Below are 26,376 nucleotides of genomic sequence, written 5' to 3'. Positions count from 1 at the left end.
CCGCGCGGTGGCTGCGCTCAACCTCGATCTGCTGTCCCGCATTTGATGCCGTCGACAATTAACAGGTAGCACTGTGTTCTTTAATCATTTTTACCAAAGCGAACTCACTGCATTGCGTCAGTTGGGAAGTCGTTTCGCCGAGCGTAACCCCGCGTTGGCACCGTTTTTGGGCCAGGCTGGGCGTGATCCGGATGTCGAACGGCTGCTGGAAGGGTTCGCCTTCTTGACGGGGCGTCTGCGTCAAAAGCTCGATGACGAACTGCCGGAGCTCACGCACTCGTTGATGCATTTGCTGTGGCCCAACTACATGCGCCCGCTGCCTGCATTCAGCATGCTGCAATTTGACCCTCTGGACCGTCCCGGGCCTGCTCTTCAGGTTGAGCGCGAAACCCGTGTGGCGAGTAAGCCCATTGAGGGCGTGAGTTGCCAGTTCAGAACCTGTTACCCGACCGACGTCTTGCCGCTGCAACTGGTTGAGCTGAAACACTCGTTGAACGGTGAGGGCTCCATGCTGAGCCTGCGCCTGAACATGACCTGCGACGGTCATCTTGGCGAACTGGCAATGAGTCGCCTGCGCTTGCATCTGTCGGGTGAGCGCTACATCAGCCAAATGCTTTATCTCGGATTGTTGCGCCACTTGCACGACGTCGTGGTGGTCCCTTTGGATGGCGAAGGCAACGTCCTGAAAAGCGACGAAAGCCTCGCGTTCACCCTAGCCCCTAACTGCGTTCAGCCAGTGGGTTTTGCTGAAGAAGAAGCGCTAATCCCATACCCGCTGAATACCTTTCGCGGGTATCGCTATTTGCAGGAGTACTTCGCCTTTCAGGACAAGTTTCTATTTGTTGACCTCAATGGCCTTGAGCGAATTAACACGCTGCCCGAAGACACCCTCAAACAGGTTCGCGGGCTGGAGTTGCGCTTCGACATTCGCAAAAGCAGCGCACAGCGCCTGCGCCCGACCCTGGATAACGTCAAGCTTTACTGCACGCCCATCGTCAACCTGTTCGCGCATGATGCAATGCCGGTGCGCCTGGACGGTAAACAGGACGAATATCTGCTGATGCCCTCCAAGCTCGGGCTTGAGCACTGCGGCGTGTTTTCGGTTGACGGTGTGACCGGTTGGCGTGCTGACGGCAAGGGCTCGCAGATCTATGTGCCGTTCGAGTCATTCGAACACGATCCCAGTTTTGATGTGCTCAATAAACAGGCGCATTACAGCGTCCGCCAGCGTTCAGCCCTTCTGCATGAGGGGCTCGACACCTACCTCAGCTTTGGCACCTGCCAGCCCGATGCCAGTGAAACCCTGTCGATTGAGCTGACCTGCACCAACCAGAACCTTCCCCTGCGCCTTAACCAGGGGGATATCTGCCTGCCCAGCGAAGGGACGCCCGAGTTTCTGGTGTTTCGCAACATCGGACCAGTGACCCCCAGCTATGCGCCGCCGCTCACCCGCGACTTCCTCTGGAAGTTGATCAGCAATATGTCGCTCAACTATCTGTCGCTGGCCAACGTGGATGCCCTGAAAGTCATCCTCGAAACCTACGACTTGCCGCGCTACTACGACGAACACGCCGAGCGGGTCAGCAAAAAACTGCTAGACGGCCTCAAGTCGATTCGCCACGAGCACGTTGACCGGCTCCAGCGGGGCTTGCCGCTTAGAGGCCTGCGCACTGAGCTGACGATAGATCCGCAAGGTTACATCGGAGAGGGCGATCTGTTCGTGTTTGCCTCGGTGCTCAACGAGTTCTTCGCACTTTACGCCAGCCTCAATTCGTACCACGAACTGCGGGTCAACAGCACACAGGGAGAAACCTACCAATGGACACCTCGCATGGGGTTGCAGCCCCTGCTTTAAGCGGGTTGGCCAGGAGCATACGTGAGTACTCGCTGTTTCAGGCCGTATTGCTGGTCATTGACCGGCTGCGTGTCGGCAACACACATCTCTCGCAAGATGAACTCTACGACCGCGTGGAGTTTGCGGCTAACCCGAGCCTCGGGTTTCCGGGCAGCGATGTCGACACGGTGGAATTCTTTGTCGAGCACGGCCAAGACCGCGCGCGTCTGCGTTTCAACCTCATTGGGCTGATGGGCTCGGCTTCGCCGTTACCTGCGTTCTATGGCGAACAGGCGCTTGGCGACAGTGACAGCAACAACCCGACGCGCCAGTTTCTGGACCTGTTCAACCATCGCTTGCAGCGACTGATGCTGCCGATCTGGCGTAAATATCGCTACCACGTGCGCTTTGAGACTGGCGCCATCGACCCATTTTCCAGCCATCTATTTGCTTTGATCGGTCTGGGTGGCGAGACCATCCGTAATGCCCAAGAACTGAATTGGAAGCGCCTGCTGCCCTACCTCGGTTTGTTGAGCCTGCGTGCACATTCGGCGGCTCTGATCGAGTCCGTGCTGCGTTACTACTTCAAGCACGCCGAACTGACGATTGAGCAATGCATTGAGCGGCGCGTCGAGGTACTTCAAGAGCAGCGCAACTGCCTGGGGAGTGCCAATCATCAACTGAGCGAAAGCTTGGTGTTGGGCACACGAGTACGCGACCGCAGCGGAAAGTTTCGCATCCATATCCGGCAACTGAGCTGGGACCGATTTCATGAGCTTCTGCCGATTGGCACGGGTTATCAGCCGCTGTGCGCGCTGGTGCGATTCACCCTGCGTGACCCGCTTGAGTACGACATTCGGCTGGTGTTGCGGCACGAAGAAATCCGTGAGCTGCGCATTGCCGAGCACAACCCCTGCCGCCTTGGGTGGACCAGTTGGTTGGGCCGCGAACACGCGGACGGCGTAGTGACCCTAGGCAGCAAAATACATTAAGGACCAATGGCCATGATCAACGTAGACCTGCAACAACTGATACAGGCACTCGATGCCGATACCCGGCGTGACTTGGAGGGCAGTGCCGAGCGCTGTGTGGCACGCGGAGCTGAGCAGGTGTTGGTTGAAGACCTGTTGCTGCAATTGCTCGAACGGCCGCAGGGGTTGCTGGCGCGCGCGCTGCTGGATGCGCAAATCGACGCGGGCCACTTGAGCGCCGCCTTACAGCCGCGCAGCGAAAACAGCTCATCGCGCAACCCGGTGTTTGCACCGCAACTGGTGCAGTGGTTACAGGATGCTTTGCTGGTTTCTACACTTGAATTGGGGCAGAGCCAAATCGAGCAAGCCGCGCTGATTCTCGCTTTGCTGCGCAACCCGTTACGTTATGCCGGGAGTGCTTACCAAACGCTGTTGGCTAAACTCGACATCGAACGTCTCAAAGGCTTTGCGTTGTCGCAGCAAGAACAGCCCATCAATGGCAAACCTGCGGCGCAGGGTGAGTCCCTGCTACATCGCTTCACCCATAACCTGACCGAGCAGGCGCGGGCCTCAAAGCTTGACCCGGTGCTGTGCCGCGACGACGCGATTCGCCAGATAATCGACATTCTGGCCCGCAGGCGCAAAAACAACCCGATCGTAGTGGGTGAGGCCGGGGTGGGTAAAACCGCCATCGTTGAAGGCCTGGCATTGCGCATCGCTGCCGGTGAAGTGCCGCCGGTGCTGCTCGGGGTTGAATTGCTCTCGCTGGACATGGGCCTGTTGCAGGCGGGTGCTAGCGTCAAAGGCGAGTTTGAACGTCGCCTAAAAGGCGTGATCGACGAAGTCAAAGCGTCTCCCAACCCCATCATTTTGTTTATCGATGAAGCCCACACCCTGATTGGGGCGGGCGGCAATGCCGGTGGCTCAGATGCGGCCAACCTGCTCAAGCCTGCGCTGGCCCGTGGTGAGTTGCGCACCATTGCTGCGACCACCTGGGGTGAGTACAAAAAATACTTTGAGAAAGACCCGGCGCTGGCCCGACGCTTCCAGCCAGTACAACTGCATGAGCCGACCGTCAATGAAGCCGTCACCATACTGCGCGGGTTGGCGCACATCTACGAAAAGAGCCATGGCATTTACCTGCGCGACGACGCGGTGGTGGCCGCCGCACAATTGTCGGCCCGCTATCTGGCGGGGCGCCAATTGCCAGATAAAGCGGTTGATGTGCTCGACACCGCGTGCGCCCGGGTACGCATCAGTTTGGCCGCCGCCCCGGAAAAGCTTGAGAAGCTGCGCGGCGAGCTGGCCGAAGGCGGGCGTCAATGCCAAGCCATGCGCCGTGATGCCGACGCGGGGCTGCGGATTGACCAGGCGCAATTGACCGCGCTGGAAGAGCGTCTGCTTGAGGCCCAACGCGAGCAGGTGGCGCTAGAAGCACGCTGGGTTGAGCAACGAATATTGGCCGAGCGCCTGCTGGCATTGCGTCAACAACTGGCCAAAGCACGTGAAGCCAGCACGCCAGAAACTGACGCAGAAAACAGTCGAAGCGTTCCCGCTCTGGAAACTGCCCTCAATCAAACCCAGCGCGCTCTGAACGACGCTCACAGCCAAGAGCGACTGGTCAGTTTTGAAGTGTGCCCGCGTCTGGTGGCCGAGGTCATCAGTGCTTGGACAGGTGTGCCGGTGTCGCAGCTGGCTCGTGAGCACAGTGCCAAAGTCACACGTTTTGCTGGCGATTTGCGCACCCGTATTCGTGGCCAGGAACAGGCCATTCACGCCTTGGATCGCTCAATGCGCGCCACGGCCGCGGGCCTTAACAAGCCGGATGCCCCGGTGGGGGTATTCCTGCTGGTCGGGCCGAGCGGCGTCGGCAAGACCGAAACTGCCCTGGCCCTGGCTGACCTGCTTTACGGCGGTGAGCGTTTTATCACCACCATCAACATGTCCGAGTTCCAAGAAAAACACACCGTCTCGCGCCTGATCGGTGCGCCACCCGGCTACGTCGGTTACGGCGAAGGCGGCATGCTGACCGAAGCGGTACGGCAAAAGCCGTACTCTGTGGTGCTGCTGGATGAGGTCGAAAAAGCCGACCCTGATGTGCTCAACCTGTTCTATCAAATCTTCGATAAAGGCGTGGCCAACGATGGCGAAGGTCGCGAAATAGACTTTCGCAACACGTTGATCCTGATGACCTCCAACCTTGCCAGTGATCGCATCAATGCGTTGTGCGAGAACGGTGCGCGACCGAGTGCCGAGGTGCTCGAACAGAGCATCCGCCCGGTCCTGAGCAACCACTTCAAACCCGCACTGCTGGCGCGTATGCGCGTGGTGCCGTACTACCCGGTCAGCGGCTCGGTATTGCGCGAACTGATCGAAATCAAGCTGCAACGTCTGGGTGAGCGTCTGCAACGCCGACACTTGGCGTTCAGCTATTGCCAGCGCTTGGTCGATCACTTGGCCGAACGCTGTAGCCAAAGCGACAGTGGCGCGCGGCTTATCGACTACTTGCTCGACGCGCACGTATTGCCCTTGATCGCTGACCGCTTGCTTGAAGCGATGGCCAGCGCACAAACCCTCACCCGCGTTCATGCAACGCTTGATTCGCAGGCCAGCGTGCTCTGTGAGTTTGCCTAAGGTGGGGCACATGTTCGCCCACGTAGCCGACCCTTTGGCCTATGCCGAGTCGTTGCTGCAACATTTTGCCAGCGTGGCCCGTGCTGTCGACGGCACTGCCGTTGCCGGGCTTTGCGCGCGTGCGGCGGCGCAACTGAGCGGTTGCGAGTTGAGCCAATTGTATGTGCTCGATGCAACCCGCAAACGCCTTGAGCTCGCGGCCGAGTGGTTTCAGGGGCAGGTGCAGCCGGTGCACGCGAAGGGGCTTGCAGTCGATTACACGGGCGATCAATTGCTGCAGTTTTCCGTGTGTCAAAACCGAGTGGTCAGTATTGATGACCTCAAAGATGGCCTGCACGACACCCGTTTTTTACCCAGTCAGGGCGTTCCGTGGCGTGCGCTGTTGTGCGCGCCGTTGTTGAACGCGCAACAGGCCGTTGAAGGCGTGCTACTGGTGGCCAGTCGCGAGCCCATTGAACTGTCGGGGCATGCCCCTTCGTTGGGGGCGTTGGGCGCTTTTGTGTGGGGGCAAATTCGCTTGCGCCAACAGCGTGTGCCGGCGGTGATGCCGTCTGGCCCAAAGGCCAGCTCCGCCGGGCTGATCGGTAACAGTACCGCCATGCGCCAGACCAGCTACCTAATCAACAAGGTTGTGTACAGCGCTTACACGGTACTGCTGTTGGGTGAAACCGGCACCGGTAAGGAAGTCGTGGCCCGGGCGATTCATGACGGCGGTCCTCGTCGTGCTCAGCCTTTTATTGTGCAGAACTGCGCGGCGTTTCCCGCCGACCTGCTCGAAAGCGAGCTGTTCGGCTACCGCAAGGGCGCCTTTACCGGTGCTGACCGTGACCGGATCGGGCTGTTTGATTCGGCTAACGGCGGAACCCTGTTACTGGACGAGATCGGTGACATGCCGCTGGCGCTGCAAGCCAAGTTGCTGCGGGTGTTGCAAGAGGGCGAGATTCGTCCGCTGGGCTCCAACGACACCCACAAGATTGACGTGCGAATCATCGCCGCCACCCACCGAGATCTGACCGTACTGGTGGGGCAGGGGCTGTTTCGCGAAGACCTGTATTACCGGCTTGCACAGTTCCCCATCGCCCTGCCTGCATTGCGTCAGCGCGAGGGCGACATCCTTGATCTGGCCCGACATTTTGCGACCCACGCCTGCGCGTTTTTGCAGCGTAAGCCGGTGCTGTTGTCCGACGGCGCGCTGAGCCAACTGGCGAACTATGCCTTCCCCGGCAACGTGCGTGAGTTAAAGGGGCTGGTTGAGCGTGCGGTGTTGCTTTGCGACGGCGATGAGCTGCACGCAGAGCATTTTGCATTGCCCTGCGATCCCCGTCCCGACCCCGTCAATCTCAATTTGCGTGAACGCATGGAGCAGGTTGAACGGGGGCTACTGCTCGACTGTTTACGCAAAAACGCGGGTAACCAAACCCGGGCCGCCCACGAACTGGGCGTGGCCCGCCGCACGCTCCTCTACCGCCTTGACCGCCTGAACATCAATGTGGACGACATAAAAAGGTGGGCGTCGTAATGCCTTTTCAATTCTTTTTGCCTGTGTCAGCGCGCCCCTCAACGGACCGCAACGAGCACCAGGCCAACCCGTGGAGACTCCCTTGATGACTGCTCGTCTCTGGTGCGCCGTGTTGCTGACTTTCGCCCTTGCAGGTGGCGTAGCTGGCTGTAGCGGCAATTACAAATTTAACGACAACAGCTATCGCCCATTGGGTGATCCGCAAGCGGTCAATCGCGGCAAGTGACCGCAAGGAGCCTCAATATGGAATTAGTATTTGACCTGCTCAATCCTAAGTCGCAGGACGCTAAGCAGGTGATGCGCAAGATCTTCACCGAGCAGGGCGGCATGATTGGACGCAATGCAGATTGCGACTGGGCGCTGATCGATGAGTCGAAAAAAGTATCCAAGTACCACGCTGAAATAAGCTACCGGGACGGGGCGTTTTTTTTCACGGATAGAAGCTTCAACGGCACCGGCTTCGATCACGGCAAAACCTGCCTGACCAAAGGCCAGGTGCAACGTATTGAGCACGGCCATGTGTTCTTTCTCGGCGACTTTCAGATCCGCGCTCATCTGGAGCACGAACTGCACGCGCTGCTGGATCAGGCGGGTCGTCCTCAGCCCGCGGGCAGCATCATTCCGGATGACGCCTTTCTGACGCTGGACCCGCTCGACCGGGTTGAGTTACCCGAGATTCTGTTTTCGGTGTTGGATCAGCCCGAGGTGCAGCACCGGCAACCCGACACGTGGGAGCAACGGGTAGATTTCGCTCAGATTGACTATGAAAACCTTCTGGTGCCGAACCTGATTGAAGTCACTCAGGCGCCATTACCAGTACAGGCAGCAGCCGTTGAAGCACCGCGTAACGAAGCGTTTTGGGGGCAGTTCGGAGCAGTGCTCGGCATCGACGTGCAGGCCTTGGCGCAGGCAGACCGAGAAGCGCTGGCGTTAAAGGCTGCCCGCCTGCTTAAGCAAAGCATTGCCGGTTTGCAGCAAAGCCTGTGGACCCGCAGTGAACTCAAAAACCAGCTGCGACTGGCCCGTACGGTGGCCCCGGACGCACGCCAAAACCCGCTCAAATCAACCCATGACGCGGTTGAAGCCTTAGGCCTGTTACTGGCGCCACAAAAGCCTCACCAACTGCCGGCAGAGCAGGTGGTCTGGCGAGCGTTTCGCGACGTACAAGCGCATCAGGTAGCGCTGCTGAGCGCCAGCCGCGTGGCCGTTCGCAGCAGCCTTGAACACTTCTCCCCGCAACAACTGACCTTGCGCTTTGAGCGCGATGGCTACCGACCGTGGATCGCGACGTCAGCCAGTCGCTGGCGAGCATTCAGTCGTTATCACCAGACGTTGCAACAAGACGATGACTGGTGTGAACGCTTGCTGGCCCGGGATTTTGCCCAAGCCTACGAAGAGCAGGTCCGGTTGATTTCCACCCTTCACACTGACCCCCAAGGATGAAGCGCATGTTGCGTTATACGCCCCTTTACCTTCGCGCTTTGCTGGCTCTGACGGTGCTGCTGTTGAGCGGATGTTCGGCCTTGTCGCCGTACTCCAGCGTCACCAAGCTCGACCTCGGCTTGAGCGCAAGCGATCAGGTCAACCTCGACCTGAACGGCCGCCCGTCGCCTCTGGTGATCCGCTTGATGGAACTCAAACATCCGGTTGCCTTCGAGAACGCCGATTTTTTCAGCCTATATGAGCGACCCAAAGCCTCTCTTTCACCGGACCTTGTCACCAGCGAAGAACTGGAAATACGCCCCGGTGAAACCGTCGAACTCAAGCTTAGCGTCGAGCCGGGTAGCCGCTATGTAGGCGTGCTCGCGGCTTACCGCGATCTGCCGCAAACGCAATGGCGCTACGTGGTCCCGGTGGCGGCAGGCGAACGGACCGAGGCCCGTCTGATTTTCGATCAGGCCGGGATTCATAACGCGAGCCGGGCACTAGTACAGGCGGGTGATTGAGCATGAATGCACACAAAGTCATCTGGCGCGAGGGCATGCTGTTGCGCCCGCAGCACTTTCAACAAAGTGACCGTTATTACGACCATCAAATGAAAACCCGCACTCAACTGCTGGGGCGTTACACGTGGGGGTTTCTGCGCTTAGAAATCGACGTGCAATTTCTCAACATGGGCAAACTGGTGATCAGCCAGGCGTCGGGTGTCTTGCCCGATGGCAGCCTGTTTGAGTTGGGGGGCAGCACCTCGCCGTTGGTTCTGGATGTGCCGCGCAACACGGCGAGCACGGCGGTGTACCTCGCGTTACCGTTGGTCACCGGCAACCACATTGAAACCCGGCGTAGCGACCAGACCGATGTGCTGGCGCGTTACACCGCGCACGACATAGAAGTGTCCGACGTCAACGCCGGTGATGACTCCAGCAGCCAGGTCAGCTGTGCGCGCCCGGATTTTCGCCTATTGCTGGGCGAACAACAGAGCGACCAAGCCTGCGTCAAGTTGCAGTTGTGTCACATCCTCGACACTACCTCAGATGGCGTGATTCGGCTCGATGAGCAATTCATACCGACCTTCATCCACGCCCATGCTTCGGGCTATGTGCTGTCGTGCCTCAAAGAAGTCATCAGCATGATCAGCAACCGGGGTGATGCACTCGCAGATCGCATTCGCTCAAATGGCAAGGTTGGCGGTGCTGAAGTCGGTGATTTCATGATGCTCCAACTGGTCAACCGCACAGAGCTGGTGTTGCGCCACTATTTGAGCCTAGAACAACTGCACCCCGAAGAGTTGTACTGCTCGTTGCTGGCGATGTTGGGCGATCTGGCGACCTTCGGCAGCGAGAGCAAGCGCCCTCAGTTACAGAGCACCTATCAGCACAGCAACCAGGGTGAAAGCTTTCGCGCCCTGATGGACTCGATTCGCCAGGTGCTGTCGATGGTACTTGAACAACACGCCATTGAGCTGGTGCTAGAAAGCCGTCAATACGGGATTCTGGTGTCGCCGCTGACCGACCACACATTGCTCTCCACCACCTCATTTGTATTGGCCGCACATGCGCAGTGCGACAGCGAGGAGTTGCGTCATCGCTTACCGGCGCATCTAAAGATCGGACCGGTCGAAAACATTCGCCAACTGGTCAACCTGCACTTGCCGGGCTTCAAGGTCAAACCCTTGCCAGTGGCGCCGCGGCAGATCCCGTTTCACTCCAACAAAACCTATTTCATCCTCGAACTCGGCAACGAAGATCTGGCACAACTGGAGCGTTCCGGTGGTTTTGCCTTCCACGTGTCGGGCGAGTTTTCAGCGCTTGAACTGCAATTTTGGGCCATCAGGAACTGACCGCCATGAGTACGGATACACAACATCCAACCGATGACCTCACGGTGATGGCATTCCGTGAGGGCAAGGCATCTGAAACGGATGCACTGACCGATGGACAGGCGCCGCCAAAAATCGAGCAGCTCGAAGAACGCATGGTTTTTTCGGCCCGAGTAGGCACGGCTGACACGTTCAGGGTGAGCGTTAATCCGCTGGTAGCCGCCGCCAGCGAAGTGCTGTCACACGTGGTGCGTATTAAGCACAGCACCAGTGCAGACACCTTGATCGGACTGCACGCGGATCTTAAAGCCGCGCTCCAAGCGTTCGAAGTCAACGCCCTGCGCAACGGCGTCGACAGTCAGCAGATGATGAAAGCGCGCTACGTGCTGTGCACGGTGGTCGACGAGGCGGTGGTGACAACGCGCTGGGGCAAGGAAAGCGAATGGTCACAGAACAGCCTACTCAGCGGTTTCCACAATGAAACCTTTGGTGGTGAAAAGGTTTTTCAAGTGCTCGATCAACTGTGCAAAGACCCGGTTCACAACTTGTCGCTTCTGGAACTGCTGTACCTGTGCTTGGCCCTTGGATTTGAGGGCAAGTTCCGGATCGTGGAGCGCGGCATTCTGGAACTCGACAGCATTCGCGATGCGCTGTACCGACAGATCCGCCACTTGCGCGGCGATGTTCCGCGTGAACTGTCCCCTCACTGGCAAGGGCTCAAGTCCCGTCGCAGCAGCCTGACCCGCATCGTGCCGGGTTGGTTAATGGGACTGATCACGGCTGGGTGTCTGGCTGTCATGTTTTCGGGCTTTGCCTGGGTCTTGGGCGAGCAGCGCGAGGCGGTGTTGCAACCGTATCAACAGCTTGACGCACCGGCTGTCCGGCCGCAGTTGTAAAAAGGAATAACTGATGAAAAACGCTTTTAAAAAGGTTGGCGCCTTTCTGTGCCAGACCTGGGTCTGGACATTGCTACTGTTGCTGTCGAGTGCGCTGCTGATCTGGTGGGTTGGGCCGTTGCTGGCGGTTGATGACTATAAATTTTGGGCCGATGCCAGTGCTCGACTCCTCACCATCAGTGGGCTGTGTCTGCTGTGGGGCCTGAGCATGGTGTTCGTCAGTTGGCGCGCCGGGGTGCGTAAAAAAGAAGCCGAAGACAGTGAAACCGGCAAGGAACGCTTGCGCCGCGAAGCACTGATTGATGCGTCGCATAAAGAGCTGCGTACACGTTTCAAAGAAGCGTTACGCACGCTCAAAACGTCCAGCGTGTACCGCGGACGCAGTGAACGCTGGCGCGACGAGTTGCCCTGGTATTTGTTGATCGGCCCCACTGGCAGCGGCAAGACCAGCCTGCTGGACTTCTCAGGGTTAGATTTCCCCCTGAACAAAATTGACCGCAAACTGACGCGCGACACCAGCGGGACCCGTCACTGCGACTGGTATTTCGCTGAACACGGCGTGCTGATAGACACTGCCGGGCGTTACCTGACGCAGAATGAAACCCATGCCGACGCCACTGGCTGGAGCACGTTGCTCGGTTTGCTGCGCAAGCGCCGACGCGAACGGCCACTGAATGGCGTGCTGGTCACTTTGCCCGTGGATACCCTGTTTTCAGGCGATGAAAAAAAACTGTCTGACCTAGCTGAACAGATTCGTGTGCGACTGCAAGACATCCATCAAACCTTGCACATCGAGGTGCCGGTTTATTTGGTGCTAAGCAAGGCTGACAAACTGCTGGGCTTCACCGAGTTTTTCGAGCAACTGAGCCGCGAAGAAAGCGATCAGGTCTTCGGCGCCAGCTTTGCCAAAGGCCAGAGCGGTTCAGATGTGTCGCTGCTGCGCACGGAATTTGAAGCGTTGTTGGGGCGTCTCAACAGTCAGGTCATCACGCGTATGCACCAAGAGCGTGACAGCCAGCGTCGTGGGCGGATTCTCGATTTTCCTCACCAGTTGGGCAGCATTGGTGAGCGTCTGTGCCTGTTTGTCGACATGGCCTTTACCGGTAATCGTTACCAGCGTGCCAGTCCGCTGCGGGGCTTTTACCTGACCAGCGCACCGCACCTGAAACAACAGTTGGACTCTTCCACCGCCGAAGTTGGCTCAGAATTTGGGGTGAAATCCCAGGTGCTGCCGACCCTGCACAGTGGGCGCTCGCACTTTATTAATCACCTGCTAAGCCGGGTGATTTTCCCCGAGGCGCAACTGGCGGGTCTGGATAAACGTGAGCGTCGGCGAATCAGCTGGGGTCAGCGGGCCATGTACGGCGGGGCTTTGGCGGTGCTGAGCGGGTTGGGGCTGGTGTGGACCTCCAGCTTTTCATCCAACCTTGATCGTCTGGACACACTGCGCGAATTGGCCCAGCAAGGGGCCAAACAGCGTTCGTTACTGAGCCCGCGTGATGATGCCCGAGCGGTGCTCAATACCCTCGACACCCAATACGCCGCCACGCGTGTTTACCCGTCGTTGACCAATACTGCACTGCATGAACGTACCGGCCTGTATCAGGGCGGCGCGAGTCATCCGGTGGTCTTGCAGGCCTACGAACGTGAACTTGATGTGCTGTTACTGCCGCGTGTTGCACAGCAACTAGAAAGCCAGATCCGCGCCAACCTGAATAATCGCGATCGGCTGCTCAACAGTGTGCGTGCGTACCTGATGCTCGGCATGCCCGAGCGACGGGACAACGCCTGGTTGCGGGCATGGGTGGCCACCGACTGGTCGGCACGTTATCCGGGCAACACCGCTGTGCAGAATGGGCTGAATCAACACTTCGCCCGCTTGCTGGGTCAGACTTTTCAGTACCCACTCAATGACACGCTGATAGCCCAGGCGCGTCAGGCATTGCGCAATGAGACGTTGGCGTCTGTGGTGTACCGCATGCTGCGGGACCAGGCCCACACGTTGTCGCCTTATAGTTTCGACCAGCATCTTGGCCCGCAAGGCGGCGTGTTCAGCGGGGCCGACTATGCGATCCCTGGGTTCTATACCGAGCAAGGTTACAAACAGTATTTCTCGGTTCAGGGCGCCACTCTGGTCAGCGAAATCCTGCGTGACAACTGGGTGCTGGGCGAGGGCAACAGCATCAGCCCGATGGACATGCGCAAGCTGATGGTTGAGCTTGAGCAACTGTACTTTCGCGATTACGCCACCTACTGGAGCGAAGCAGTCGGCCAGTTGGCCTTGCAACCGTTCGACACGGCCGGTGAAGGCGCAGAACAGTTTGCAGGCCTGACATCGGCCAATTCTGCAGTGGTGCAACTGTTACTCGAAGTGCGCGCCAACACCCGCTTCCCGAGCCTTATTGAAGACCTGCAAGCCCTGCCGGCGGCGGATGACAGTGCTGCGCCTAAACTGGGGGCGCTTGGCAAGGTCGCGACTGTCGCGGCGGCGAAAGTCTCGGATGCAGTGGCAGCCAACCTGCCGGACACCGCGAAAAAAGCCTTGCAGCGTCGGTTCGAACCTTTGCACCGCTTGCTGGATGAAAACGATGGTCCGACCGCCGACCTCACACCGGCCCTGCAAGGGCTCAATGAAGTCCAACTGCAACTGGCGGGCCTGGCTCGCGCCAGTGCCCCGGATCAAGCCGCGTTTGAAATGGCCAAGCTGCGCATGAGCGGCCAACGTGATGCCTTGAGCCAACTGCGTCAGGCGTCGCAGCGTTTGCCGAGTCCGCTTAACGGCTGGTTCAACGGCCTGGCTGATGACACGTGGCGCTTGGTGCTTAACGATTCGTATCAATTCGTCAATCAGCGTTATCAGCGCGAGCTGTACAGCTTCTATGTGCGGGCGATCAAAAAGCGTTACCCGTTTAGCGCCCACAGCAGCAGCGACGTGGCGCTGAATGACTTTCGCGAGTTCTTTCGGGCACAAGGCATCAGCGAGCGCTTCTTTGATGGGTACATGCGGCCTTTCGTCAGCGGTGAGGCGGGTAATTACCGGCTGCGCAGCATAGACGGCCAAGGCTTGCCGATGGCCAAAACCTACTTTGAGCAAATGGCCGCCGTGCAGGTGATTCGCCAAAGCTTCTTTGCGCAAAATCCGGCAGAGCCGCAGGTCCAGTTCACCCTTGAGCCTTACAGCCTGGACTCCAGTGTCAGCCGTTCCGAGTTTCGTTTCGGCAACCAATCAATTGAGTACCGCCATGGTCCGATTGTGCCAGTCACCTTGCAGTGGCCCACCGAAGCTGAAAACGGCCGCACCAGTCTGGTCATGGAAAAAATGGTCGGCCGCCCAGTTGGCATAGAAAAAAGCACCGGGCCTTGGTCGTTGTTCCGGGTACTGGACCTGATGCAGATGGATTACCTGAGCGGTCGCGATGTGATGGTCCTTAAAGCAGAAGTCGGCGGGCTGCGTGCCAATTACCTGTTGATGAGCCAACGCACCCCCAACCCGTTCGATATGGACGTGCTGCGCAGCTTCCGTCTGCCTGAGCAACTGTGATGCACGCAGCCCCACAGTGGCGCAGCGCGGCGGGTACCGACCAAGGCAAGGTTCGGGCACGTAATGAAGATGCCATTCTCGACTGCCCGGAGCACGGACTCTGGGCGGTGGCAGATGGCATGGGCGGTCATCGGGCTGGCGATATTGCCAGCCAGTTGATTGTCGACAGCTTGGGCGAACTGACACACCCACAGACCTTTGATCAGCGGCTTGAGGCGGTGCGTCAATGCCTGCACTGGCTCAACCGCCGGATGGGCCAGGAACTGACCGTCAGTGATCAGCAGGTCGACAGCCTCATGGGCAGCACCGTGGTGGCGCTGCTGCTCGAGGGCAAGCGTGCTGCGTGTGTCTGGGCCGGGGATAGCCGTTGTTATTTATGGCGTGGGCAGCAGTTGTACCAACTGTCGCGCGATCATTCGTTGCAACAGCAACTCATGGATGAGCACAACATGAGTCTTGAGCAGGCGCGTGCCCATCCGGGTTCGCGTGCTCTGACCCGTGCAATTGGGGCGAGCGAGCATTTGAACCTGAGTGTGGTCGAGCTTGAGGTGTTGCCCGATGACGTGTTTTTGCTGTGCAGCGATGGTCTATACCAAGGCCTTAGTCACAGCGAATTAAGTAATGCCTTGAGCCTGATTTCACCGCAGGTTGCGCTGGCGCGTTTGTTTGATGGCGTGTTGCGCGGTGCTGCCTGTGACAACGTGAGCGCGGTGGTAATTCGTCAATGAGCGACCTTGAAAGGTCTGAGGACACGCCGCAGGCAACTCCCGTTTTTCGCGCAATGCCCACCGTGCTTGGCAAGCGTTACCGAATCGAACGGTTGCTGGGCGCGGGTGGCATGGGCGCGGTGTATCGGGCGCGCGACCTGCTGCATGAGCAATTCGCAGACCCACAGCCTTGCGTCGCGCTCAAAGTGCTCAGCGAAGCGTACGAACACTCAACGGACGCCAGCGCGTTGCTGTTCAATGAGTTCGCGCTGATACGGCACTTGCGTCATCCCAACGTGCTGCGCGTGTACAGCTTTGAGGTCGACACGGAGCATGAACGGGTGTTTGTGGTGATGGAACTGTTGCGCGGCCCGACCCTAGACCGTTTGTTGTGTGAACGACCTTTGGGGATGGCGTGGCATGAGTTGCGCGACATTGCTTTGCCGCTGCTGGATGCCTTGGGCCATGCCCATGAACGAGGCGTGCTGCACGGCGACATCAAACCGAGCAATGTTTTGCTCAGTGAAGACGGTATCCGGTTGTTCGACTTTGGCTTGGGGCAAGCGGAGGAGGGCACATTAAGCGGCTTGGCGTCTGTGAGCCGTAGCCGCGTCAACGCCTGGACCCCAGGCTACGCGGCACCCGAAATCCTTGAAGGGGGGCCGCTGACCCGCGTAGCAGACCTGTATGCGCTGGGCTGTTTGCTGTACGAACTGGCCAGTGGCAAGCATCCATTCAACCGGATGCAAGCCACCGCCGCCCGCGATATGCGGCCTAAAATAAAACTAAAACGGCCCAAGCGATTGTCGCGGCACGCTTGGCCGTACGTGCGCAAGGCACTGAGTTTCGACCCTGAACACCGCAGCGTCAGCATTGCGCAACTGCGTGAGGCACTGACGGTTAAACCAGGGTTCTGGGGTTAGGCATCAGGTGCTTCGCGCAGTTTGGCGATGACCTTGATCTCGAGCTGCAAGCGATTGAGCCAAGTGGCACCGACGGACGTTAAAGTTGGGTGCAAATACTGGAGCGCTACGTACTGGCAGTCGATGATGGCAATCCGTATCTGGCAGCAGGCCTGGCGGATACGGTGATTCTTTGGCTGGATCACGGCATCGATGGTGCAAGATGCTCGACCGTTCAACGCGGTTTTCACTGCGTCTCGGTAACGTTTTTGGGATAAAGAAGCTTCATCAGGGCAATGTCTTGTTGGCTGATTTCGGTGTTTTCGGCTATTTCAAAATCACCGAGGGTTAATTCATTGAGGACCGAGTAATGCATGATCGATTTTGGGTCGTAAGGGGTGTAGGTCACACTTGAATGAGGCCGTTTGTTTAACACCATACGGTCGGTTTCTTCGTCAGTTAATCCGTGAGTTCTGTAATAGGCATACACTTTTGGCTTGTCCCACGGTATATCGGAATCGGGGTGCAAGTGCTCATGGGCAGCCGCTAAAGCATGCCCGAACTCATGCAATACGGTCGCATTGAAACTCGGTTGGTTTTCATCTTCACCGATAGTCATGGTTGGTTCTGACGGATCAATCTGTAGCGCATAGTTGCCCAGCACTGACTTATGAATACCCAACGTGTTGGTTGCGATTCTGATATCGCCTTCATGACCTTCAACGAAGTCAAAGGTTAGATTGATGTGAGGCAGCCATTGGCTGGCTGCCGAGATAATGGCGCGTCTCAACGTGTCTGAAGGGTCGCTGACAAAGGCAATAGTCAGTGTGCTGCCGTTGTCCCAGAGCCTTCTAGTCACTGCGAAGCTCATCGTAGTTACCGTGTTGATGTTGTACGCGTCATGCAGCTTGCATATGAATGGGCGACTCATGTTTTTATCCTTTTTTATAGTCAAGACCTCCTGTCTTGATAGACGTCAGCGTAGAAGAGAGACAGCCACTGACTAACAGAGAAATGTGTTAATTCATTGCCTCGTCGTGAGGGTTTAAAGATCAAAAGGCCGCGAGGCAAGTTCGCGCCTACAGAGGCTTCTAATCCAATACCTTAAGTTTCTGTGCCCGAGTGATCGCCTGAATACGGCTGGTCACATGCAGTTTGCAAAACAGGTTTTTGAGATGCCATTTCACTGTTTCTGCTGAAATATCCAGGCTGCGGGCTATTTCTTTGTTGGCCTGGCCTTGGGCAATCAATTGCAGGATTTGCCGCTCGCGCTCACTCAAACTCGGCTCAGGGTTGGCGCTGTTGTCGCTACGCATGTGCGGGGCGGTGTCTTCGAGCAGGCTGCGCACATAATCGGCGGTCTCGCCACGCGCGCTTTTCAAGAGCGCTTCGAGCAGCGCGGGGATGGCCGCACCGGCATCCAGCAGGCTGCGTCGCAGGTTCTGCCGACACGCCAAATTAAGCAGAGGCTGCAAGGTCTTTACGGCGCTCGCCTGATCATCCGGCCATAACGCACAGGCCAATGCCGCACGGCTGCGGGCAGCGCGCAGCAATTGGCCTTTGCGTTCATCGTTATCCAGCAAGCCTTGCCACAATGTGGCCGCCACAGACCATTGCTCTTGCGCGGCGGCAATATGGCAGTGCGCCTCGGTACGAGCACGGCTGATGTCGGCATGAGCGGTGAGCGGGTCCAGGGTTTCAAATTGCGCCTGCAACTCCAGCGCTTGTGGCAGTTGCTCGCAGGCCAAGTGAATGCGTATTTCCTCGACCAGCAACCAAGCTTGTAGCCGTGGCCAGCGGCGTAGCGTTGCCAGTTGTTGTGCGTGCTCCAGCAGGTAGCGTGCCTGGGTCGGGTCGTTCATCAGCAGGGCGCGACGTGCCAGGCTGGCGTACGCCCCAAACAGCGCATCCAGTGGGGCGATGACGTCGATCTGGTTCAGGCGCTGCGCCACGAGTGTTTGCAGGGCCGGCCAGTCGCCGCGTTCATACAGCAACTCGGCCAAGAGCGCTGCGAGTGTGGCGCTGCCACTCGATTGCGGGCCTGTCAGGTCTTCGGCGGGGGTGAGTGCCTGGCGGTAATACTGCTCGGCGCTGTGCAGGTCTGCCTGCCGAAAGTGGCTCAGACCTAGGACGAAAGCGCGGTAAACCGTGACAAAGAGGTTGTGTGACGGCGTGGTCGGGCAAGGCATGTGGCGCTGCACGGCTTGCGCCTGTGGGTAATGGCCTTGGGTCATGTAGTCATAACTGAGGATGTTGCAGATCAACCCGTCGACCCACGTATCACCGCACGGCACGTACGCCAGCAACGGCTCAACGCGCTCGATGCTCTGGCTGATATTTTCCGCAAAGGCCTCGGTAATGGCGCCAATGACGTGGTATTTGATGCTCAGCCTAGTGCTTGGCTGCGAGGTGTTGAACAAGGGCCGCAGGCTATCAAGCAACCCCCTAGACGCCGAGAAATGAAAGTGATGCCCCAAGGCCCAGGCCAGATTGAGTTGCAGGTCGATTCGCTGTTCATCCAGCGGTTGGCTGGCGATGTCAGGCAGTTGCTGCAACCAGCGCACCAGCGTGCCGACATCGCCTTCTTCGGCCAGCGATTGCGCGCCCTGATTGGCACAGTCGTCGCGACTGCCAAGCTTGCCCGCCGCCAGTGCGTGCCGGATCGCCTCGGCCCAGTACTGGTGCTTGGCCAGCCAGTTGCTGGCGCGCTCGTGCAGGTGTACCACGGCAATATCGCTGTGCTGCAACCGCTCATTGAGTGTTTCGACAAACAAGGTGTGGTAGCGAAACCAGTGCCCTTGGCTGTCCAACGAAAATAGAAACAAGTTGTGCCGCTCGATCTCGGCCAGCCGCTCGTGGGCGTCTTCGTGCCCGGTGACCGCGTTACACAGCGACGGCGTCAGACGTCCGAGAATTGACGTTTTCAACAGAAACTCTTGCAAGGGCACCGGCAATGGAGCCAACACCACGTCATACAAGTAACGACCGATCTGCCGGTTGCCCAAGTGCAGGCGGTTGAGGTTGCGTAACGGATCGTTGGGCGCCAGCGCTGCCATCTGGATGCCGGTGATCCAGCCTTCGGTCAGGTTCAGCACCCGTTGCAACTCGGACGCGGGAAAACGCTGGGGGTTGGCGCTTGCCAGGTAGTCTTGGGTTTCTTCAACGTTGAAACGCAAGGCGTTAGTGTCGATTTCGAGCAACTGATTGCGCGCCTGCAAGCGGCTCAACGGCAGTGCTGGAACACTGCGGCTGCCCACCAGCACGTGAAAGCAGTCCGGGGCATGTTGAAGCAATTGTTCGAGGTCGCTGATGATGGCGGGGTGGTTGATCAGGTGCAGGTCGTCCAATACCAGATACAGAGCGTTTTGCCGGTGTTGCATCAGGTTGATCAGCTCGCGGACAAAGCGGCTGTCCGCCTGCGCCACGCTGTCTGCCAAGCCATCGACCTGCTCCAGCGGCTGGCCACTGGCTTGGCTCAAAGCTGCCAGCAAATAGCGGCGAAAGACCTGCGGGTTGTCGTCCTGATCATCCAAGCTGAGCCAGGCTACGCTGTGCCCCTGTTCGAGCAAGCGCTGGCGCCATTGCCCCAGCAATGTGGTTTTGCCAAACCCGGCAGGGCCGCAGACCAGCGCCATGCAGCGTTCTTCCACCAGATTGATTTTTTCCAATAGACGTGTGCGCGCCAAGACCGTTCCGGCCGAGCGGGGCGGTACCAGTTTGGTGCCTATCAGCGGTAAGCCGTGGTCAAGACCAAAGGCAGTCTGACGCTTAAACGGAGTGGAAAATTTAGCCTGGGTCATTGTTGTTATGTATCCCTCTAGCGTTTGGCTGACGCTGCCCTTGGGGTGTGTAAAGAGTACCCCCCCGCAAGCAGGTGTTGCGCCCCCCCATCCGGGTAGTTATGGCTGCGACTTTAGACTCTTACCGTAAGGGAACGCCATCGTCGTACGCCGTCAGGTGTTCGATAACCCCAATAAAAAAGCCAAGACAAGAGGGCGAACCCATGTCGCTTAGCAAGTCAGAACTGCTTAAGGCCTATCGCAAAATGCGCGAAATTCGCGTGTTCGAAGAGCGCCTCCACCAAGAGAACACCACCGGCGATATCCCCGGATTCATTCACCTTTATTGCGGTGAAGAGGCGATTGCCGTCGGGGTTTGCGAGCACCTTAAAGACACCGACTACATCGGTTCGACCCACCGTGGTCACGGCCACTGCATCGCTAAAGGTTGTGACATTCACGGGATGATGGCGGAAATCTTTGGCAAGGATTCAGGGCTCTGCCGAGGCAAGGGCGGGTCCATGCACATCGCTGATTTGAGCAAAGGCATGCTCGGTGCCAACGCCATTGTTGGCGGCGCTCCACCCTTGGCCATTGGTGCGGCCCTGACCGCCAAAACCTTAGGCAATGGCGGGGTGGCTGTATCGTTTACCGGTGATGGCGGCTCGAACCAGGGGCTGGTATTCGAAGCCATGAACATGGCCGTGGTGCTGCAATTGCCGGTCATCTTCATGTTCGAAAATAATGGTTTCGGCGAAGCCACCGGCCACGACTATGCGGTGGGTGGGCGCAACATTACCCAGCGTGCGGCAGGCTTCGGCATGCCTGCGGTCAAGGTTGACGGCACGGACTTCTTCGCCGTCTATGAAGCTGTCGCAGTGGCCGTCGAGCGGGCGCGCAACGGTGGCGGACCGACTGCAATCGAGGCGGTGGCTCATCGCTGGTACGGCCACTTTGAAGGCGACCCGATGCTGTATCGCGCCGATGGCGAAGTTGAGCGTCTGCGCCAAGAAAGCGACCCGTTGAAAATCTTCAGTGAACACGTTAGCGGTCAAATTTCCGCAGAAGAACTGCTCGCCATCGACGCCGAGGTTGAGGCCTTGGTCGACGACGCCGTGGCCAAGGCCCGCGCGGCAGATTTCCCTGCGGTAGAAAGCTTGCTGACTGACGTTTACGTGTCTTACTGAGGATTCAAACCATGGCAATTCGTACTTATCGTGAAGCGGTCAAAGAAGCCCTGGCTCAGGAAATGGCACTCGACGATCGCGTGGTCTTGATCGGCGAAGACGTGTGCGGCGGGCAGGCCGGTACCGCAGAAGTGGGCAGCAAAGGCGAAGCGTTCGGCGGCGTGTTGGGCGTGACCAAAGGCTTGTGGACCGAGTTCGGTTCGGCGCGGGTCATCGACACGCCGATCACCGAGTCGGCCATTATCGGCATGGCGGCCGGTGCGGCCATGACTGGCTTACGGCCTGTGGCTGAGCTGATGTTCATGGACTTTTTTGGCGTCTGCCACGACATGCTTTACAACCAGGCGGCCAAGTTTCGCTACATGTTCGGCGGCAAGGCCAAGGCACCGATGGTGGTGCGCGGCATGATTGGCGCGGGCTTCTCGGCAGCGGCTCAGCACTCGCAGTCGCCGTACCATATTTTCGCCACCACGCCGGGCCTTAAGGTCGTGGTGCCGTCGACCCCGTATGACGTCAAAGGCTTGTTGATTCAAGCCATACGCGACGACGACCCTGTGGTGTTCTGCGAACACAAAGCGCTCTACGACATCAAGGGCGAAGTGCCCGAAGAGCCCTACACCATTCCTTTTGGCGTGGCCAACTACACCCGCGAAGGCACCGACGTGACCATCATCGCCCTCGCGGCCATGGTGCACAAAGCCAACCAAGTGGCCGACAAGTTGGCCGCCGAAGGCATCTCGGTTGAAGTGGTCGACCCGCGCACCGTATCGCCGCTGGACGAAGACGGCATTCTCGAATCCGTGACCTCCACCGGCCGTGTGGTGATTGTCGACGAGTCGGCTGCGCGCTTGGGCTTTGCCCACGACCTCGCCGCCTTGATCGCCACCAAAGCTTTTTATCAGCTCAAAGCCCCGATCATCATGGTCACCCCGCCACACACCCCGGTGCCGTTCTCGCCCGTGCTGGAACAAGCCTGGATCCCCAGCGCCGACCGCATCGAGGCCGCCGTACGTAAAGTGATGGAGGCCTGAACATGAGCGAGATCAAAATCATCGAGGTGCCTAAATGGGGCCTGTCGATGGAAGAGGGCACCCTCAATAATTGGCTGATTGAAGAAGGCGACAGCTTCAAACAGCATCAGGAACTGTGCGACATCGAGACCAGCAAAATCTCCAACGTGCTGGAAGCACCGTTTGATGGCGTGCTGCGCCGCAAAGTGGCGCAGCCAGGGCAAACCTTGCCGGTCGGCGGGTTGTTGGGTGTGGTGGCCGATGCGTCGGTCAGCGATGCCGAGATTGACGCCTTTATTGCTCAGCGTGGTGCAGCACCTGCCGCTGCGGCCCCGCTGCCAGAGGTTGCTCCGGTAGCATCTGGCGCACCCGCGGTCGCAGCGAAAGCGCCAGAGTCGGCACCGGTTCAGGCGGCAAAAACCACTCACGGCTGGCACGTGCCGCAGGCCTTACTCGGCGCAAGTGCCGAGGCAGTGTTTGCGACGCCGCACGCCACACGTTTGGCCAAAGAACTGGGCATCGACTTAAACCGTGTCAGCGGCTCAGGCCCTCAAGGGCGAATCAGCGTGAGTGACATTGAGCACGCCGTTAAGGACAACGGCGGTAAGGTCGCGACGCTTCAACCGGCGCTCAAAGCCGATGGCCCTGCGCGCTCGCGGGCGGATGACAGTCACATTGTGGCCACGCCGGTGGCGCGTCGTTTGGCCGCCAAACTGGGCGTCAACCTCAACGATTGCCGCGTCACCGGCAGCCGTGGCCGCGTCAGCAAGACCGATGTGCTGGAAGTCAGCGCGGTGCAAAACCCGGTGGTGGCCGCGCCTGTTCAAGCAACCCCGCAAGCACCGCACGCCGAAGTGCTGCCCATGAACGGCATGCGCAAAGCGATTGCGGCCCGTCTGCAAGAGTCGAAGCGTACGGCTCCGCACTTTCGCTTGCAGGCCGATCTAGACCTTGAAGCGCTGCTGGCGCTGCGCAGTGAAATCAACGCCTCGGCCCCGGCGATCAAACTGTCGGTCAATGACTTGCTGATCAAAGCCTGTGCGCTGGCGCTGATCAAAGTGCCTGACGTCAACGTGCAGTTCGACGAAGCGAGTCAGGCCGTATTGCGCTTTGCCGACGCCGATATTTCGGTGGCCGTGGCCCTGCCCGGAGGCTTGATTACGCCCATCGTGCGTCAGGCCAATCGCAAAAGCCTGTCGAGCATCTCCCAAGAAATGCTCAGCCTGGTGACCAAAGCCAAAGCGGGCAACCTCAAGCCTGAGGAGTTTCAGGGCGGCACGTTCAGTATTTCCAATCTGGGCATGCTCGGCGTCAGCCAATTCGACGCCATCATCAACCCACCCCAAGGTGCAATTCTGGCCATTGGCGCGGGCGAGCAACGGGTGGTTGCGCACAACGGTCAAGCCGCTGTACGCACGCAAATGACCGTGACCTTGTCGTGTGATCACCGGGTGATTGATGGCGCGCTGGGGGCGACGTTCCTCAAGGAACTCAAGCGTCTGGTGCAGACCCCAAGCCTGATGATGCTTTAGGAGCCGCCATGACCGATAAATTTGATGTACTCGTCATCGGCGGCGGCCCTGGCGGCTACGTGGCCGCCATCCGCGCGGCCCAATTGGGGCTGAGCACGGCGCTGGTCGAACAACAGCACTTGGGCGGCATTTGCCTGAACTGGGGCTGCATCCCCACCAAAGCCATGCTCAAGGGCGCTGAAGTCGGGCATACCTTGAAGCACCTCGACACCTTTGGTTTCAGCGCCGACAACATCCAGTTTGATATTGCGCAACTGGTCGCCCACAGCCGTGGCGTGTCGCGCAAATTGACCACGGGCATTGCTTATTTGCTGAAGAAAAACGCGGTTACTGTCATCGACGGGCGTGGCCGTGTCAGCGCCAAAGGCGTGGTCACCGTCAGTGGTGAGCAGGGCGAGGCGGTGTATCAGGCGCGGCATATCATTTTGGCCACCGGGGCGAGGCCGAGGCCGTTGCCAGGGCTTGCGGCCGACGGGCAAAAAATCTGGAGCTACTTCGACGCGCTGGTGCCCACCAGCGTGCCGCCGTCTTTGCTGGTCATTGGCTCTGGTGCCATTGGTGTGGAGTTCGCCAGCTTATACAGCGACCTGGGCAGCCAGGTCACGCTGGTCGAAGTGGCCAAGCACATCATGCCGGTCGAAGACCACGAGGTCGCGAACCTGGTGCAACGCGAGTTCGAGCAACGCGCGATTCGTGTGCTGACCCAGACCCGCGTCAGCGCGGTACAAGGCGAGGTGGGCGCGCTGCACTGCACGCTCTCGCTCAGCGATGGTAGCGAGCAGACCGTGCAGGTGGCTCAAGTGCTGCTGGCGGCGGGCATCCAACCCAATACTGAAGACATGGGGCTTGAAGCGTTGGGCGTCGAGTTTGAAAAAGGCTTTATCAAAACCGACCCATGGTGCCGAACCAGCGTAGCCGGGCTGTATGCGATTGGCGACGTGGCGGGCGCCCCGTGCCTAGCCCACAAGGCCAGCCATGAAGGCGTGGTGTGTGTCGAAAAACTCGCAGGGGTCGACGGCGTACACCCGCTGAATAAAAACCGCATTCCCGGCTGCACCTATGCCCGACCGGAAGTCGCCAGTCTGGGGCTCACCGAAGCGGCTGCGCGCAGCAACGGACACAACATTGCCGTGGGGCGCTTCGACTACCAAGCCAACGGCAAAGCGTTGGCCATGGGCGAAAGCAAAGGCTTCGTAAAAACGGTTTTTGATGCGGACACCGGCGAACTGCTCGGTGCCCACATGGTTGGGCCGCATGTGACCGAACAGATCCAGGGGTTTGGCATCGCCCAAGCGCTGGAGGCCACGGACGTTGAGTTGAGTGACGTGATTTTTGCGCACCCAACCCTCAGCGAGGCCATGCACGAAGCGGTGCTGGCGGCCCGAGATCGTGCGCTGCATCAATAGCCCCGAAGCAGGCTTGGTCTATGGTTCAAGCCTGCAATGATTGCTAACGGTTGAAAGGAGCCCAACGAATGAAACTCACTGGAAAGGTGGCATTGATCACAGGCGCGGCGCAGGGTATTGGCCGCGGCATCGCATTGCGACTCGCAAAAGACGGCGCCGACATCGCGCTGGTCGATCTTAACCAAGACAAACTGCGCCAAGTGGCCGAAGAAGTCCAAGCACTGGGCCGTAAAGCCAGCACTTTTGTGGCCGACGTCGGTGACCGCGAACAAGTGTTCCAGGCCGTAGAGCATGCACATAGCACGCTGGGCGGGTTGGACATCATGGTCAACAACGCGGGCATTTCGCAGGTTAAACCGCTGGCTGACGTCACCGCGCAAGAAGTCGAGCGGATCTACCGCATCAACGTCCAAGGCACCCTGTGGGGCATTCAGGCGGCGGCAGCCAAGTTCCAGGCACTTAAGCGCAAGGGCAAAATCATCAATGCCAGCTCCATCGCTGGCCATGAAGGCTATGCCTTGCTGGGGGTTTATTCCTCCACCAAATTCGCGGTACGTGCCTTAACCCAAGCGGCGGCCAAAGAACTGGCGGTGCACGGCATCACCGTCAACGCTTACTGCCCGGGCGTTGTGGGGACTGACATGTGGGTCGACATCGACAAACGCATGTCCGAAATCACCGGCGCACCGATTGGTGCAACCTACGAAAAATTCGTTAATGGGATTGCCTTGGGCCGGGCTGAAACCCCAGAAGACGTCGCGGCATTCGTCGCCTACCTAGCCAGCCCGGACGCCGACTACATGACCGGCCAAGCGCCGCTGATTGATGGTGGCTTGGTGTTCCGCTGACATATACACCCTGTAGCAGTTGCCGAGCCTTGCGAGGCTACGTCCGATTGCGAAGCGATCGTAAATCCTGCGTACCGGATTTAACGGGTGCACCGCGATAGCCCATTGACGACGTCTGCGCCGCCGGACGCAGCCTCGCAAGGCTCGGCAACTGCTACGCGGGCATGTGCGTGCTGCTTAGTGCGTCGTTAAACCATCCAGCGATTTATCGACATACGCCTTGGCCAGCTCCACGAGGTGCATGGCCGACAACACAAGATGGCGCGCATGCCCGCTCAACCCATTCCCCGCCTCACAGGCCGAAGCCCCCGCGCAGCGCAACAAGTCTGACGCTTGGGCCAAAGCCGCTTC

The 26,376-nt window shown here is 58.8% G+C and carries 20 protein-coding genes and 1 pseudogene; 18 read left to right on the top strand and 3 right to left on the bottom strand.

What is annotated here, in order from left to right; all coding sequences use genetic code 11:
* Positions 1–73: 73 nt before the first annotated feature.
* From tssF to B347_RS26890, 13 genes and pseudogenes are all read left to right on the top strand, one after another.
* A complete protein-coding gene (gene tssF, locus B347_RS0109195; protein WP_019409416.1) occupies positions 74–1,855 on the top strand; it encodes a type VI secretion system baseplate subunit TssF in 1,782 nt (593 codons plus the stop codon).
* Positions 1,819–2,826, top strand: coding sequence for a type VI secretion system baseplate subunit TssG (tssG, locus tag B347_RS0109190; protein WP_019409415.1), 1,008 nt, complete (start codon positions 1,819–1,821; stop codon positions 2,824–2,826). Before tssF ends, tssG begins: the two co-directional genes overlap by 37 nt.
* Before the next feature lie 6 nt (positions 2,827–2,832).
* Complete coding sequence (gene tssH / locus B347_RS0109185; RefSeq protein WP_192812366.1) at positions 2,833–5,439, top strand: type VI secretion system ATPase TssH; 2,607 nt, start codon at positions 2,833–2,835, stop codon at positions 5,437–5,439.
* Between the two features lie 10 nt (positions 5,440–5,449).
* Entirely contained in the window at positions 5,450–6,958 is a 1,509-nt protein-coding gene (locus B347_RS0109180; RefSeq protein ID WP_019409413.1) for a sigma-54 interaction domain-containing protein, read from the top strand.
* Between the two features lie 85 nt (positions 6,959–7,043).
* Entirely contained in the window at positions 7,044–7,184 is a 141-nt protein-coding gene (locus B347_RS0109175) for a hypothetical protein (protein ID WP_019409412.1), read from the top strand.
* Between the two features lie 17 nt (positions 7,185–7,201).
* Complete coding sequence (tagH, locus tag B347_RS0109170; RefSeq protein WP_019409411.1) at positions 7,202–8,401, top strand: type VI secretion system-associated FHA domain protein TagH; 1,200 nt, start codon at positions 7,202–7,204, stop codon at positions 8,399–8,401.
* Positions 8,402–8,406: 5 nt separating this feature from the next.
* Complete coding sequence (tssJ, locus tag B347_RS0109165) at positions 8,407–8,904, top strand: type VI secretion system lipoprotein TssJ (protein ID WP_019409410.1); 498 nt, start codon at positions 8,407–8,409, stop codon at positions 8,902–8,904.
* 2 nt (positions 8,905–8,906) lie between these two features.
* A complete protein-coding gene (tssK, locus tag B347_RS0109160) occupies positions 8,907–10,238 on the top strand; it encodes a type VI secretion system baseplate subunit TssK (protein WP_019409409.1) in 1,332 nt (443 codons plus the stop codon).
* Positions 10,239–10,243: 5 nt separating this feature from the next.
* The gene (gene icmH, locus B347_RS0109155) at positions 10,244–11,113 is read left to right on the top strand and encodes a type IVB secretion system protein IcmH/DotU (protein WP_019409408.1); all 870 of its coding nucleotides are present in this window, start codon (positions 10,244–10,246) and stop codon (positions 11,111–11,113) included.
* A 13-nt stretch (positions 11,114–11,126) separates the two neighbouring features.
* Positions 11,127–14,654, top strand: coding sequence for a type VI secretion system membrane subunit TssM (gene tssM / locus B347_RS0109150; protein WP_019409407.1), 3,528 nt, complete (start codon positions 11,127–11,129; stop codon positions 14,652–14,654).
* Positions 14,654–15,382, top strand: a complete 729-nt coding sequence (locus tag B347_RS0109145) for a PP2C family protein-serine/threonine phosphatase (RefSeq protein WP_019409406.1) — start codon at positions 14,654–14,656, stop codon at positions 15,380–15,382. The genes tssM and B347_RS0109145 overlap by 1 nt, the downstream gene beginning before the upstream one ends.
* Positions 15,379–16,284: a serine/threonine-protein kinase gene (locus B347_RS0109140; protein WP_100218025.1), complete on the top strand. Its 906-nt coding sequence runs from the start codon at positions 15,379–15,381 to the stop codon at positions 16,282–16,284. The genes B347_RS0109145 and B347_RS0109140 overlap by 4 nt, the downstream gene beginning before the upstream one ends.
* Positions 16,285–16,388: 104 nt before the next feature.
* Positions 16,389–16,469: pseudogene (locus tag B347_RS26890) on the top strand (hypothetical protein); the annotation flags it as partial.
* 41 nt (positions 16,470–16,510) lie between these two features.
* On the opposite strand, the gene B347_RS24810 reads toward B347_RS26890, so the two are convergent.
* Together B347_RS24810 and B347_RS0109125 are read right to left on the bottom strand one after the other, a co-directional pair.
* Positions 16,511–17,194, bottom strand: coding sequence for a M12 family metallopeptidase (locus B347_RS24810; protein ID WP_019409403.1), 684 nt, complete (start codon positions 17,192–17,194; stop codon positions 16,511–16,513).
* Positions 17,195–17,354: 160 nt separating this feature from the next.
* On the bottom strand, positions 17,355–20,063 hold the full coding sequence (locus tag B347_RS0109125) for a LuxR C-terminal-related transcriptional regulator (RefSeq protein ID WP_019409402.1): 2,709 nt from the start codon (positions 20,061–20,063) through the stop codon (positions 17,355–17,357).
* A 203-nt stretch (positions 20,064–20,266) separates the two neighbouring features.
* On the opposite strand from B347_RS0109125, the gene B347_RS0109120 reads away from it, so the two are divergent.
* The 5 genes from B347_RS0109120 (at position 20,267) to B347_RS0109100 (ending at position 26,025) form a co-directional block, all read left to right on the top strand.
* Positions 20,267–21,229, top strand: coding sequence for a thiamine pyrophosphate-dependent dehydrogenase E1 component subunit alpha (locus B347_RS0109120; protein WP_019409401.1), 963 nt, complete (start codon positions 20,267–20,269; stop codon positions 21,227–21,229).
* A gap of 11 nt (positions 21,230–21,240) precedes the next feature.
* Positions 21,241–22,260 (top strand): alpha-ketoacid dehydrogenase subunit beta, encoded by a 1,020-nt coding sequence (locus tag B347_RS0109115; RefSeq protein WP_019409400.1) that lies wholly within the window; start codon positions 21,241–21,243, stop codon positions 22,258–22,260.
* A 2-nt stretch (positions 22,261–22,262) separates the two neighbouring features.
* Positions 22,263–23,771, top strand: coding sequence for a 2-oxo acid dehydrogenase subunit E2 (locus tag B347_RS0109110; protein WP_019409399.1), 1,509 nt, complete (start codon positions 22,263–22,265; stop codon positions 23,769–23,771).
* 8 nt (positions 23,772–23,779) lie between these two features.
* Positions 23,780–25,177 carry a dihydrolipoyl dehydrogenase gene (gene lpdA, locus B347_RS0109105; RefSeq protein WP_019409398.1) on the top strand — a complete coding sequence of 466 codons (1,398 nt, stop codon included), beginning with the start codon at positions 23,780–23,782 and terminating at the stop codon, positions 25,175–25,177.
* 68 nt (positions 25,178–25,245) lie between these two features.
* Positions 25,246–26,025, top strand: a complete 780-nt coding sequence (locus B347_RS0109100; protein WP_019409397.1) for an acetoin reductase — start codon at positions 25,246–25,248, stop codon at positions 26,023–26,025.
* Positions 26,026–26,202: 177 nt separating this feature from the next.
* On the opposite strand, the gene B347_RS25870 is transcribed toward B347_RS0109100, so the two are convergent.
* Positions 26,203–26,367, bottom strand: a complete 165-nt coding sequence (locus B347_RS25870) for a DUF6124 family protein (RefSeq protein WP_272942647.1) — start codon at positions 26,365–26,367, stop codon at positions 26,203–26,205.
* Positions 26,368–26,376 lie beyond the last annotated feature (9 nt).

The organism is Pseudomonas psychrophila HA-4, assembly GCF_000282975.1.
GTDB classification, from domain to species: Bacteria; Pseudomonadota; Gammaproteobacteria; order Pseudomonadales; family Pseudomonadaceae; genus Aquipseudomonas; species Aquipseudomonas psychrophila_A.
This window is presented reverse-complemented; position numbering and strand designations above follow the sequence as displayed.

Bases quoted from the DNA above. Each gene is read 5' to 3' on its own strand.
- tssG (WP_019409415.1), top strand. From the start codon at position 1,819: ATGGACACCTCGCATGGGGTTGCAGCCCCTGCTTTAAGCGGGTTGGCC.
- tssH (WP_192812366.1), top strand. From the start codon at position 2,833: ATGGCCATGATCAACGTAGACCTGCAACAACTGATACAGGCACTCGAT.
- B347_RS0109180 (WP_019409413.1), top strand. From the start codon at position 5,450: ATGTTCGCCCACGTAGCCGACCCTTTGGCCTATGCCGAGTCGTTGCTG.
- B347_RS0109175 (WP_019409412.1), top strand. From the start codon at position 7,044: ATGACTGCTCGTCTCTGGTGCGCCGTGTTGCTGACTTTCGCCCTTGCA.
- tagH (WP_019409411.1), top strand. From the start codon at position 7,202: ATGGAATTAGTATTTGACCTGCTCAATCCTAAGTCGCAGGACGCTAAG.
- tssJ (WP_019409410.1), top strand. From the start codon at position 8,407: ATGTTGCGTTATACGCCCCTTTACCTTCGCGCTTTGCTGGCTCTGACG.
- tssK (WP_019409409.1), top strand. From the start codon at position 8,907: ATGAATGCACACAAAGTCATCTGGCGCGAGGGCATGCTGTTGCGCCCG.
- icmH (WP_019409408.1), top strand. From the start codon at position 10,244: ATGAGTACGGATACACAACATCCAACCGATGACCTCACGGTGATGGCA.
- tssM (WP_019409407.1), top strand. From the start codon at position 11,127: ATGAAAAACGCTTTTAAAAAGGTTGGCGCCTTTCTGTGCCAGACCTGG.
- B347_RS0109145 (WP_019409406.1), top strand. From the start codon at position 14,654: ATGCACGCAGCCCCACAGTGGCGCAGCGCGGCGGGTACCGACCAAGGC.
- B347_RS0109140 (WP_100218025.1), top strand. From the start codon at position 15,379: ATGAGCGACCTTGAAAGGTCTGAGGACACGCCGCAGGCAACTCCCGTT.
- B347_RS24810 (WP_019409403.1), bottom strand. From the start codon at position 17,194: ATGAGTCGCCCATTCATATGCAAGCTGCATGACGCGTACAACATCAAC.
- B347_RS0109125 (WP_019409402.1), bottom strand. From the start codon at position 20,063: ATGACCCAGGCTAAATTTTCCACTCCGTTTAAGCGTCAGACTGCCTTT.
- B347_RS0109120 (WP_019409401.1), top strand. From the start codon at position 20,267: ATGTCGCTTAGCAAGTCAGAACTGCTTAAGGCCTATCGCAAAATGCGC.
- B347_RS0109115 (WP_019409400.1), top strand. From the start codon at position 21,241: ATGGCAATTCGTACTTATCGTGAAGCGGTCAAAGAAGCCCTGGCTCAG.
- B347_RS0109110 (WP_019409399.1), top strand. From the start codon at position 22,263: ATGAGCGAGATCAAAATCATCGAGGTGCCTAAATGGGGCCTGTCGATG.
- lpdA (WP_019409398.1), top strand. From the start codon at position 23,780: ATGACCGATAAATTTGATGTACTCGTCATCGGCGGCGGCCCTGGCGGC.
- B347_RS0109100 (WP_019409397.1), top strand. From the start codon at position 25,246: ATGAAACTCACTGGAAAGGTGGCATTGATCACAGGCGCGGCGCAGGGT.